Genomic DNA, 12,705 nt, shown 5'->3' with positions numbered 1-12,705 from the left:
CTACACCTCTAAAAACCATTAGCCAACAAAAAGTCCAATGTCAACCCCGGCTTCCTTTCATCCGAGGGAGAGGTCGACTTTAACAATTTCTCAATATATTTCGCAACAATATCATTTTCTAAATTAACAACCTCGCCTATTGCCTTTTTGACCAAAGTAGTCTCATCCCGCGTATGAGGAATGATCGACACTTGAAAACGGTCTTCAAACACACCGGCAACCGTCAAGCTGATCCCATCTATCGTTATCGAACCTTTATCCACGACATATCGCAACAAAGCCGCGGAAGCCTCTATCGTTATCCAGATCGCATTCTCATCCTTCTCCCGGTTTACAATCTTTCCGGTACCATCTATGTGTCCGGATACAATATGCCCTCCCAAACGACCGTTCAAGCACAATGCCCGCTCCAGATTTACCCGGTCTCCGGCCCGTAAACACCCCAGATTACTCCTCGTAACGGTCTCCGGCATAACATCTGCAAAAAAACGATCTCCCTTTATGGCAGCCACAGTCAAGCAAACTCCGTTCGTGGCGATACTATCCCCGATTTTTACATCCTCCAATATCTTCCGCGCCTCCACCTCGAGTACGACGCTACGATCTCCTCTTTTCACCCCTTTTATCGTGCCTATTTCTTCTATAATTCCAGTAAACATAGCAGTTTCAATTTATATTTAGCACCTTAGATGCATCATAACCACCTTTACAATTATCTATCTTATTTTCCCGTTTATTCTCAATTTGAAAAGCACATCCTGCCCCACATGCTGCACATCGGTTATCTTCAAATCGATCGCATCGGCCATCTTGGGAACTCCCTCTCCTTCAACCCCTGTTTTGGCATTCATTCCTCCTATCATTTTCGGAGCGATAAAAGCATAAACCTCATCTACAAACCCCTCGTCTAAAAAAGAAAAATTCAACGAACCGCCTCCTTCCAACAGAACAGAGTCAATGCCTGATTTTCCCAATTTTCTACATAAATCCCCTATCCGTACCAATCCTTTCTCCTCGTCACACAACAAAGTCTCCACACCACACGCTCTCAATTGCCGCAATCGTTCTTCCTTTGCAAATCGGGTATGAGCCACGACAGTCCGATAAACCGTTGCCGTCCGTACAATCTTACTACTCAATGGAACACGGGCATTACTATCCACGATAATCCGGACGGGTTGCCGCACTTCCCGGTCGACGATCCGGCAATTTAGCATGGGGTCATCCGCCAAAACCGTACCGATACCTACCACAACTGCCATCAGGCAAGCCCGCATCTCCTGCACTTTCGCCCGGGACTCCTCCCCCGTGATCCACTTTGAATCTCCCGTATAGGTAGCAATCTTCCCGTCTAAAGTCGATGCCGTCTTTAAAACGACCCAAGGCATTCCTGTTTCAATATATTTCAAAAATATCCGGTTCTGTTCCCGAATACGTTCCTCCTCCACACCACAAACGACCTCGATACCGGCTTCTCGGAGAAGCGCCATTCCCTTTCCCGCAACCAAAGGATTGGGATCGGCAATGCCCACAACAACTTTGGCAATCTTATGTTCTATGATCGCTTCCGTACAAGGAGGAGTTTTCCCATAATGACAACAGGGCTCAAGTGTTACATACATCGTTGCTCCCGTCGTGTCTTCTTCGGCTGCATGCAGTGCATTTCGTTCGGCATGCCATTGTCCGAATCGCTCATGCCATCCTTCTCCTATCACTTTTCCGTTTTTTACAATGACAGCACCTACCAACGGGTTCGGATTCACAAATCCGCATCCCCGATCCGCAAGCTCAATTGCCCGCCTCATATAAATCAAATCCTCTTTTCCCATCATACAAAAACCCCGAATATCGTATATTCGGGGCATATATCATTATTACTATAATTTATTATAATCCTAATCTACATTTCTTCTATCATCCGGACTTTAACCGTCGGTTTTGGAATCGCACCAAATCAGTCTCCTAAAGGAGAGTCGCGGACTATTACCGCCGGTAGGGGATTGCACCCTGCCCCGAAGAAACATTTACTTTACAAAAGTACAGATTATTCTGAAAAATAACAAACTTACCGGATGTAATTAATGATTTTTTTCTGCAATTTCAACAACATCCAAATTATCCCTCTCCTCCTGCCTCAATCGTTTATAGTATTGCCAGCAGCCTAAAATCTGCTCGACCTTCACCAATGACCCCGGCCATACAATAAACTCGCTTATTCCATAACGATCGGCAGAACGATTCCAATCATACGTATATCCCATCTGCGTCCAAGGATAAGGAGGATTACCCGTATAAGAACGAAGCCTATTTTGCTCGAACCATTCCCTGTAATTTTTATCGGCACGAATCGTATAATCCAAAGAAGCCACGGTATCGTCAATCTCAGGATCCCGGGAAGGTCGGCGAAGTCCCTCCTTTTTTACCCAAAAGAATACCAGCATGTCATACGAACGGGTCGGTGGCAACCCCAAAAGTTGAAGCATTCGCATCCGAACCTCCAAAGAATCTTTTAGTAACCGAGCCCCCATTCTCTGCTTTAATTCAAAAGGCAATACGACCCAGCTAACATGAGACGAAGTCTTAAATTCATCCCCCTCGGGCCAGTACTTCAATTCGTTCTTCCCCATCATAGATACGACCAGTAACATCTGATTCGTATCCAGATCCCGCCATTGAATCCGAGAGTCACCCTGTTTTCTTATAATAGGAACCAAACCATTCCACAATTTTGTAGAATCAACCATCCGGGCATCTTCAACTGCTTTCAAATACTCCTTCTCTAATCTTTTCAGATCCGCATATCCGGTTTCCCCGATTCGATATTGTTCGTAAGAGATTAATAATCCTATAACCTCCGAATAATTCTTTACCCCGCTTTGAACTCGATTTCCCTTTAAAAAAAGATTATACAGATATTCCTGCGCATTTCCGATCCGAGCACTATACCGTGAACGCCAATAAGCACTCTCCTCTTTGTATAAAGCGACAATACCGGGATTCAATTGCTTTACCACTTTTTGAAATTCTGATTCAGGTAATAGATTCCGGGCATTCTGCATTACATAACCCAATAGAGAGAAATACCCGCTAAAACGAACTATCGGGGAAGATGAACGTATGCAGATCATATAAGCATATAAATTTGCTTCCGCTTCACTCGAGATTCCCAATCGATGGGCCAATTCATGAGCATAACACGAAGGGTACTGTATAAAAGGCAATTCGGTGTTCAGGTTAAATTCCGAGAAAAAAGGTCCCATATACCCCAGAATCGACATCTTTGACATGGAACGGCTAAACAACATCGGTTTAGGTAACATTTCCTCTCGAGGAGAAAGTAACCCGAAGCAAGAATCCACCTCGCTATAGCCCTTCTTTATCTCTGCCGCAACCTCCTGCAACTCTATCGTCGGATAAAAAAGAGTCACCGTATCTCCGGCCGACTCATAGGCCGCATTCAAACCCGTCAGGTAGTTTTCCAAAAACTGTTGAAAATTCGCAGGATTATAACGCACTTGCCCTACACCCGATCGAGTATAAAAATCCTCACGAAAATAATTCATTCCCCATGCCATATAAAACCACACGTATATCCACCCCGCCCCCTCAAGTAAGCGCACAAACATAAGTTTTACAGACCTGCCTTTCCATAAACCGTATACCGCATAACCGACTCCTCCCGAAACAATCAGCAAAATAAAAAGATCCCCCAAAGAAAACGGGACCCATGAAGAAAAGAAAGAGAAAAAAGCCGAAACAACAGGATATAAATGAAGAGCATACCACTCCCCCCAAGAAGAATTTCCGCGTACCAATCCGATTCCGGCAATAAGCAAAACCAATACGGACCATCTAATAATCCGTTTTTTATTCACACTTTTTTTTATCATACGATATTAAATACGCCGCTGTATTTTCATCCAGGTATCCGTAATCAAAAAACTCTCATCCATCTGATCGATCATCTCCATAAACTTGTTCATCGGAATAGCTAACGAAAGCAAATCGGCATCCATACATTTTCGAGCCGAAGGATCAAACATTCCGATCACGGCCCGTTTACGCCCTTCTATCTGTTCCCGATACGGGTGATATATTATGGAAGTACACCCGGCTCCGAAAGGAGCAATGACAGCATCTGACACCGTACTATCAAAGTTAACCCAGGTAAAAAGCCCCGAAATCACATCCGGATTACCCATAAAAACAACGACTTCCGGACAATCTTCCTCTTCCAATCTATCCCATCGCTTAAACACAATAAAATCTCCTTCCCGAGGAAGCAAGGGTAATTCTTTCATGATTGCCTCGACTTGCCCCGGAGTACGCTTATAGCGCTCTCCACATTCCCAATCCTCTCCATGGGACAAAAAATAATTAAACCGTCCATTTACAACTTCCTTATATCCCAAATAATGTTTTCCCCCGCCACAGCCGATAGAAGACTCCGAGAAACAGAGCGATTCTCCCCGACGGACTTTCAACAACTGGGCAATGATACACGTGTGTCCTTTTGCCTCCCGCACTAAGGGTATCCGGCAATTATCCTTCGAATAATAAAAAGTAATCGGTAACTCCGCATCATTAAAAAAACGACGCCAAAGAGCTATAAATCGGTCTCGCTTAACAACATCCATAGGTCAACTTCTACTCCATTTTTCCGAAAGTTACAGATTATTTCGATTAAACCAATAGCACAGGTGAAATGATTTTGAGATTAAGAGATTAAAGGGATTGACGATTGTAGATTGTAAATTGTAAATTAAAAAACTACGTCCAATTTAAAATCTACAATTTAAAATTTACAATAGAAAGATTGACGATTGCAGGATTAAAATTGAATCATGGAATCGCGGAATCCTATTGACCCGCCATTTACAGCAAAAAGGGCTATCCTCGAAATCGACGGACAGCCCTTTTATGACAATACAACTCTTTTTTACCAAATAGAAGCCCGTTTTTCTACCGGAATGAACAAAGGATCTCCCTCTTTCACATTAAAAGCCTCGTACCAGGCTGAGATATGAGGAAGAGCCCCATTCACTCTCCAGCGACCCAAAGAATGAGGATCAGATTTTGTCTGCAAACGAACCTGCTCGTCGCGGATATTACCCGCCCAAACATTTGCGTAAGACAGGAAGAAACGTTGCGCCGGAGTAAAACCATACGCATCTACTCCAAGAGGGTCGGTTTTCATCGCTTTTTGTAAAGCCGCATAGGCCACTTGTAGCCCTCCGTGATCGGCAATATTTTCTCCTAACGTCAATTTCCCGTTACCTTTCAAATCGGGTAATACTTGGATACCATCGAAATAATCCACTAAAACCTGAGCACGCTCTTCAAAGTTTTTAGCATCCTCTTCCGTCCACCAATCTTTTAGATTTCCATCTTTATCAAACTGACGTCCCTGATCATCAAACCCATGCGTCATTTCATGACCGATAACCACACCGATAGCTCCATAATTGCAGGCATCGTCAGCATTCATGTCAAAGAAAGGATATTGAAGAATCCCGGCTGGAAAGCATATCTCATTCGTCGTCGGATTGTAATAGGCATTTACCGTTTGAGGGGTCATATGCCATTCGTCCTTGTCGACCGGTTTCCCAGCTTTCGCAAGCAGGTAATCGTAATCAAAATTATTGGAACGTACAATATTATCCCAATAGGAATCATTCTTAATCTCCAAACCGGAATAATCCCTCCACTTGTCGGGATAACCGACTTTCACGTATATGGTAGATAATTTTTCCAAGGCCTTCGTTTTTGTTTCATCACTCATCCATGACAGATTTTGAATCCGTTCTCCTAAAGCACTTTGCAAGTTGGAAATCAGCTTCAACATACGTTCTTTAGCCTCTGCCGGAAAATATTTTTCCACGTACATTTGTCCCACGGCTTCTCCCAGTACGCCATTGACCGCACTTACCGCACTCTTCCAACGAGGTTGCATCTCTTTTTTACCGGAAAGCGTTTTCCCGTAAAATTCAAAGTTCTGGGCCACAAAATCGTCACTCAAATAAGCTGCCGCCGCATCAATCACCTTCCATTCCAAATAAGACTTCAATACATTCATATCCATCTCGTTCATCAGATCGGCACTCTCCTTAACCGCAGCCATTTGCGCCACATTCAGCTCCTCCACCTCCTTCAGTCCCAATGTCGAGAAATAAAGATCCCATTGAATACCGGGAATCTCTCTTTTCAAATCCGCTAACGACATCTTATTATAATTGGCATGCGGATCGCGCAATTCGACAGCACTCTTGGCACTCTCGGCCAAGCGTGTTTCCACGGTCATAACGTCGGAAGCCGCCTTATTCGCCTCCGATGCAGAAAAACCGGCTAACTGAAACATCTTGGCAACGTGCTGCCGATACTTTTCCCGTATCTCTTTCGTGTGATCGTCATCATCCAAATAATACTCGCGTTCTCCCAAACTGATACCGCTTTGATACAGGATAATCAAATTCATGGCACTGTTCATATCGTCGGAACCCACGTAAAGTCCGAAAAAGGGATCAAAACCGTCACGACGCATTTCGGCAATCGTTTTCGATAACTCTCCCCTGTCCTTAATAGCAGCGATTCTTTCCAATTCGGCTTTAATCGGTTTCATTCCGTCTGCATTCCGCCGCGTACTATCCATCGCCATATTGTATAAATCGCCTATCTTTTGGGCTATGCTTCCGGGAGCGGATTTCTGTACAGCCAACTCTTCAATCAGACCTTTTATCTGCTGTCTGTTATTCTCCGCCAAAAGGTCAAAAGAACCGAATCTGGCGTATTCGTCGGTCAAAGGATGATTTTTCATCCAGCCGCCACATGCATACTGATAAAAATCAGCATTAGGCGTTGCTGCCGTATCAAGATTGGCGATAACGATACCTCCTTTTTGTACGGTCTCTTTTTTACTATTGCAACCTGTAATCATCAATGCTAAAGCAATAAAAGATAAATAACATTTTGTTCTCATACGTAATATATCAATTCTTTAAAATAACTCACTCCCGTCGAACTCCATTCGCGCGAAGACCGGCAAAATTAATATTTTACCCCTTATATAAAACGTAAATAGGAAATATCTTTTTCAAACGAATACGAATCTGTCTTTTACTCCTATGCTTATGCCCATCCATACCAGGCGTCCCTCAGTTCACCTATCGTAAAGCCGTAAATATCGGAGCTTTTAGCCTCCAACCAACTCTTTACAGCATGGTATTCCTCCAAGGTAACACTACCTTTTTCCCTCGTAACAAATCCGCCGCAGACTTCCGCATTCCACCCGCCGCCCATTTCCAGATGATGGCTGCGCAACAATTCGATAAACTCCTTCAAAAAAGTTTTTGCATCTTCTCCCTTCTCTTTAAATCTTATCTCAAACGAAAATCCTAACTCTTGAAATTCTGCTTTATGCAATTTTTTCCGCAATCTCTTTTTCATCTCTTTATCATTACAATTTAATCCATGCTGATCCATACATCCTGTAATCCCATATCGCAATTCCGGTTTTCCGGTTTAAGCAACCTGAGTTCACAAAAGTGCACCTCCCTCGGTAACAGGGGAAGCGGCTTCAATCGAAGCTGATAAACTATTTGAGGAACATCCGGGTTAACTCCATATTCCATGGTTTCCCCACTCCGATTATAATACCTCACGATTAACTGATTATCACCCTTATCCAAAGGTAACATCACTATTTCCCGCTCCTTGAATTTATCCCCCACAGAAATTTGTTTACGAAGCGTTTTTCCATTTAACACGACCTGTAATCCTTCCGGGTTAGACAATTCAACCAAAATCGACTGAGCGGTATCGCTCTCAATCGAACACAACAAATAAAGAGATTGTTTCGGAGTCATCGCGACAACATAATGAGTACCGAAACCGAAACGAGGTATTTTTTTCCAAATCACCCCATTCTCTTCCCGGGCAGGATCAACACGATGATTTTCTCCCAAACAAAAACTCCCGAAACGATCATCGGAAATTTTGGTTTGATAAACGGATTCCCAGCGTACCGAACCCGGCTGAACTTGTAAATGTTTTACCTCTCCTCCTTGCAAAAGGAGCTCTTGCTCTATATTGTCGATCGTTAATTTTATCGTCTTATATCGATCGTTATCGGTATAAACGACAACCGGTTCTGCGTATGGTTTATCAAACAGAAATCCCCATGATCTTCCGACAATACATCTGAAACTGGAATAATAATCCATGCTGGAATACCCGTACGCGGGAACGGCATTCGAGGCGATTAAACGCTCTGCAGGGACCATACGGACAGGAAGAACCTGAAACGGTTCTGCAAATGCGATTTCGGCCACAATCATATGCCGGTCGGGATATACCGTCTCCGGAATATAAAGAGTTATGTCATTCCCGTGCTGATCCAATCGCAACGGATCTTCCCTTCCGACAAGAACAGCCCTAACGGCCTCTCCCTGAATTCCGGACAAACGAATCAAACGATCGTCCGGCATTCGTTCGATGAATAAATAGAGCCTGTTTCCTTTCATCGTCATATCTCCCCACTCTCCGGCATGTTCAAAAGGATTGGCTCGCGTATTGTAAATAGCTCTACCGTATCTATTCAACCATCTTCCCATCTTCAACAAAGCATCCCGCTCGTACTCCACGATAGAGCCATCCCCCCGGGGACCGATATTTAACAAATAATTTCCTCCCCGGCTGACCACCTTTACCAATCCGAGTAATTTTTCATTTATCTTTTGCTCCAGATCTCCCCTCTCCTGCCAGGAACGGTATCCCCATGTTTCCGGAAAGAAAGATGCGGGAGTTTGCCAGGGGATCCCGATTTTATAATCCGGATACTGATTATCTCCCATCACGCAGAAATCACCTTGATTATTTCCCAAACGTCCGCTAACCATACATTCCGGTTGTAAACGGTTGACCAAATCGTATAACTCCTTACTCTGTTCCGGTGTCAAGGATCCCATATCGAACCAAAGCTCCGAGACGGGGCCGTAGTTGGTCAGAATCTCTTCCACTTGCTTCATATTGAAAGCATGGTGCTCCGGTGAAACCGGATCCGCGTTATGCGAAGTTATTTTCGTACCGGGAAAATGCCAATCTATCAATGAAAAATACACACCGAACTTTATCCCGAATTTCCTACAAGCTTCAGACAACTCCTTCATGACATCCCGATTGAAAGGAGTGGCATCTACCACGTTATAGTCCGTATAATTCGAATGATACATGCAAAATCCGTCATGATGCTTCGAAGTAAAAATAACAGACTTCATTCCGGCCAACCGGGCTAACCGCACAACAGCCTCCGCATCCCATTTTTCAGGATTAAAACGAGCGGCGACAGCTTCGTATTCATCCGCCGGAATAGAGGCGAAAGATTGGATTTGCTCGCTATATCCGGTCATGATCGGCTTCTCCTTCCACACGCCTCCCAGTTCAGAATACAATCCCCAGTGAATAAACATGGAAAATTTCTGATTCAACCATTCAGCATTCGGCTTCTCTTGCGCACAAACAACCTGAAAACCAAATAATAACAACAACAGACATCTATACATAATCCCCCAAATATTTACAACATTTTTAAGCATATAAATATACAGGATATAAATCGATTGTACAAATTATTTTTATTGACGTCTATGGGTATACAACTAAAGACAAAACGAAGAATCTTTTCGATTTCTCCTGTCTATGCAATTTAGAATCGCCGATTTACCTGTATTCCAAAGCTTTTTTTAACTTCCCTATCGTCTTTCACAACGATAGTCGCATGTATAAACGGTACACTCAGGTATCTGTTCCGCCCATATCCTACTTTGAGATTTTCAGCACGCCGCAATCTTCTGAATGGATTTATCCATCCTCGTTCAATAATAGTTTTTCAAGAAAAACTTTCATTTTTATTTGGTATAATTCGAACAAACTTCTATATTTGCATCGCTTTTGAAAAATTCCTTAGTAGCTCAGTTGGTTAGAGCGGCGGACTGTTAATCCGTAGGTCGTAGGTTCAAGTCCTACCTGAGGAGCTCCCAAGCCTTACAGCAGAGCTGTAAGGCTTTTTTATTTCATCGGTAAATAACGTCTGGTGGTCGACAAAACCGTCCCGTTTGTCTAATTCAGTTGTTTCCTTTTCCGGACATACCTAAATTCGTCTCAGAAATAAACAATTAAGGTATGAATAACATGAATTACATACGATTATTTACCACTTTTTTCATAGTCATTTCATCCACGGCCGGCTTTACCCAAGAAAGGCCGGCCCTTTGGACTCTCCGGGAATGCATTGACTATGCCAGAAAAAATAATATTCAGGTGCAATCATCCCGCATCAACAATCAAACAGGAGTTGTCAACTTGTTAGAGTCCAAAGCCCAATTATTCCCGTCATTGGTTTTTTCCAGCACACAAGGTTGGTCCCATCAAAAAACACAAGACACCGGTAATAAATTCACTTCTCGAAGTGCTTATACCGGAAGCTATTCGTTAAATGCCGGTATGACCCTGTATAACGGAAGTAAACTGACTCGTTCCGTGAAAAAACAAAAGATTGCGGCAGAAGCATTGGAATATGAAACTTCCGTTGCCGAAAACGATATTGAAATTTCCGTAACCGAAGATTATTTACAGATTTTATATGCTAACGAGGCTCTCAAAACCAACAGACAGACACTCGAGACGTCCAAGGCACAGTTAGACCGAGCCGAAGAATTATACAAGGCAGGCTCTATCGCTGTCAGTGACCGCTCTCAGATCAGGGCTCAATACAGTAACGATCAATACCAAGTCACGTTAGCGGAAAACACGTTAGCATTAGCGAAATTACAATTAAAACAATTACTGGAATTAGAATTGGACGAATCTTTTGAAATCCATTTTCCGGAGCTGTCCGATGCCGATGTTCTTACACTCGTTCCCTCTTTGAAAGAGGTGTACGAAACGGCTTTGAAAGTTATGCCGGAAATGAAAAGCAGCAAATTAAAGGTTGATGCGGCTTATCTGGATGAAAAGATCGCGGCGGCCGACCGCCTGCCCAGCATCACGTTTAATGCTTCGGTAGGAACCGACCACGATTCCGACTCGGATTACTCTTTCAGGAAACAGCTGAATAACCGATTAAATGAAAATATCGGAATCAACATCAGCATTCCGATTGCGCAAAACCGACAGGTAAAATCAGCCGTAGAAAAAGCAAAACTCCAAACAGAAACGGTCCAGTTAGAGGAGATAAATACCCGTAAGACACTACTGAAAACCATCGAAACTTTATACCAAAATGCTATTTCGGCACAAAGCCGGTACATAGCGGCAACGAATAGCGTAAAATCAGCTTCTGAAAGTTACCGTCTGGTACAAGCACAATTCGATGCAGGAATGAAAAATACCGTTGAATTATTAACGGAAAAAAATAATTTCTTATCAGCAATACAAGAACAAATACAGGCTAAATACGATGCGATATTATCCATCAAATTACTGAATTTCTACCAAAATCAACCGATTGAATTATAACGTAAAACCGAAATAGAATGAAAAAAATAGCGATCATCATCATTGTCTTGGCTGTTATCGCGGGCCTTTTCTTTATCTTCCGTTCAGGAGAGAATAAAACAGTCACATACGAAACGACCACGATAAAAAAGGGTTCCATCAACACGACAGTAACGGCTACCGGAACCATCGAACCCATTACGAAAGTAGATGTAGGTACGCAGGTATCCGGCACGATTTCCCGCCTTTACGTGGATTATAATTCCGTCGTAAAAAAAGGACAACTGATTGCAGAGCTCGATCGTACGTTACTGGAAGCGGCCATGGCTTCCGACTCGGCCAACATGGAATCCAGCAAGAGCGAATACGAATACCAGAAAAAGAATTTCGCCAGACTATCCGGTTTGCATGAAAAGAGATTGATCAGTGATACGGAATTCGAAACAGCCCAGTACGAGTATGAAAAAGCAAAACTATCCTACGAGAAAGCCATCGCCGATCTTGTCAAAGCAAAATCCAACTTAAGTTATGCAACCATCTATTCCCCGATCGACGGCGTCGTTCTTTCCAGAGAAGTAGAAGAAGGACAAACCGTTGCCGCAAGTTTCGAAACACCCACCATGTTTACCATTGCCAACGATCTACGCAAGATGCAAGTGATCGCGGATGTAGATGAAGCCGATATCGGCCAGGTCGAAGAGGGGCAACGCGTAACTTTTACCGTAGATGCCTTTCCGGACGATATATTCGAAGGGGACGTCACCCAGGTCCGGCTACAATCTACCACGACCAACAACGTTGTTACCTACGAAGTCGTTATCGATGCGCCGAATCCGGATTTAAAACTGAAACCGGGCCTAACAGCCAATATTACGGTCTACACGATGGAGAAACACGATGTTATGCTCGTCCCTTTAAAAGCCTTCCGTTTTACTCCCGAGACGGCTAACCCGGCCGCTGCCGCCCCGGCTGTAGCCATTGGAGGAGAAAAAAAGGTATGGATACAAACGGCCGGAGGGATCATTCCCAAAGTCGTTAAAACCGGTGTTTCGGATGGCATCAACATGGAAATCAAAGAGGGTATACAAGAGGGCGATAAAGTAATTGTCGGAATAAACCGAGACAAAACCGCCATGGGTGCACCCGGGGATAACTCTTCCAATCCGTTCATGCCACAACGCCCAGGCAGTAAAAAGAAATAAATACAACAAAATA

9 protein-coding genes, 1 tRNA gene and 1 riboswitch are annotated in these 12,705 nt (G+C 43.5%); of the genes, 3 read left to right on the top strand and 7 right to left on the bottom strand.

Translation table 11 applies throughout. From position 1 onward, the window contains the following. Positions 1-8: 8 nt before the first annotated feature. From ribE to PGR74_RS05470, 7 genes are all read right to left on the bottom strand, one after another. Complete coding sequence (gene ribE / locus PGR74_RS05500) at positions 9-659, bottom strand: riboflavin synthase (protein WP_041504153.1); 651 nt, start codon at positions 657-659, stop codon at positions 9-11. Between the two features lie 57 nt (positions 660-716). After that, entirely contained in the window at positions 717-1,865 is a 1,149-nt protein-coding gene (ribD, locus tag PGR74_RS05495) for a bifunctional diaminohydroxyphosphoribosylaminopyrimidine deaminase/5-amino-6-(5-phosphoribosylamino)uracil reductase RibD (protein WP_235375100.1), read from the bottom strand. Positions 1,866-1,902: 37 nt separating this feature from the next. Further along, positions 1,903-2,024, bottom strand: a riboswitch (FMN riboswitch). 54 nt (positions 2,025-2,078) lie between these two features. Continuing rightward, positions 2,079-3,890, bottom strand: coding sequence for a DUF3810 domain-containing protein (locus tag PGR74_RS05490; RefSeq protein WP_052634781.1), 1,812 nt, complete (start codon positions 3,888-3,890; stop codon positions 2,079-2,081). 6 nt (positions 3,891-3,896) lie between these two features. After that, positions 3,897-4,637, bottom strand: a complete 741-nt coding sequence (locus tag PGR74_RS05485) for a DUF169 domain-containing protein (RefSeq protein WP_041504152.1) — start codon at positions 4,635-4,637, stop codon at positions 3,897-3,899. Positions 4,638-4,939: 302 nt separating this feature from the next. Beyond that, positions 4,940-6,976, bottom strand: coding sequence for a M13 family metallopeptidase (locus PGR74_RS05480; RefSeq protein ID WP_041504151.1), 2,037 nt, complete (start codon positions 6,974-6,976; stop codon positions 4,940-4,942). Between the two features lie 149 nt (positions 6,977-7,125). Continuing rightward, on the bottom strand, positions 7,126-7,443 hold the full coding sequence (locus PGR74_RS05475; RefSeq protein WP_041504432.1) for a 50S ribosome-binding protein YggL: 318 nt from the start codon (positions 7,441-7,443) through the stop codon (positions 7,126-7,128). Between the two features lie 17 nt (positions 7,444-7,460). Beyond that, complete coding sequence (locus tag PGR74_RS05470) at positions 7,461-9,557, bottom strand: alpha-L-fucosidase (protein ID WP_041504431.1); 2,097 nt, start codon at positions 9,555-9,557, stop codon at positions 7,461-7,463. A gap of 397 nt (positions 9,558-9,954) precedes the next feature. Between PGR74_RS05470 and PGR74_RS05465 the strand changes: the two genes are divergently transcribed. The 3 genes from PGR74_RS05465 (at position 9,955) to PGR74_RS05455 (ending at position 12,692) form a co-directional block, all read left to right on the top strand. Next, positions 9,955-10,028 (top strand) — tRNA-Asn (locus PGR74_RS05465). 157 nt (positions 10,029-10,185) lie between these two features. Next, the gene (locus PGR74_RS05460; RefSeq protein WP_041504430.1) at positions 10,186-11,511 is read left to right on the top strand and encodes a TolC family protein; all 1,326 of its coding nucleotides are present in this window, start codon (positions 10,186-10,188) and stop codon (positions 11,509-11,511) included. A gap of 17 nt (positions 11,512-11,528) precedes the next feature. Continuing rightward, positions 11,529-12,692, top strand: coding sequence for an efflux RND transporter periplasmic adaptor subunit (locus tag PGR74_RS05455; protein WP_041504150.1), 1,164 nt, complete (start codon positions 11,529-11,531; stop codon positions 12,690-12,692). Positions 12,693-12,705: the final 13 nt, after the last annotated feature.

Source organism: Sanguibacteroides sp. AM78-02pH3A (assembly GCF_027666085.1).
GTDB lineage: Bacteria > Bacteroidota > Bacteroidia > Bacteroidales > Marinifilaceae > Gabonibacter > Gabonibacter massiliensis.
The sequence above is the reverse complement of the archived record's forward strand: the minus strand, read 5'-3'. Positions and strand labels throughout refer to the sequence as shown.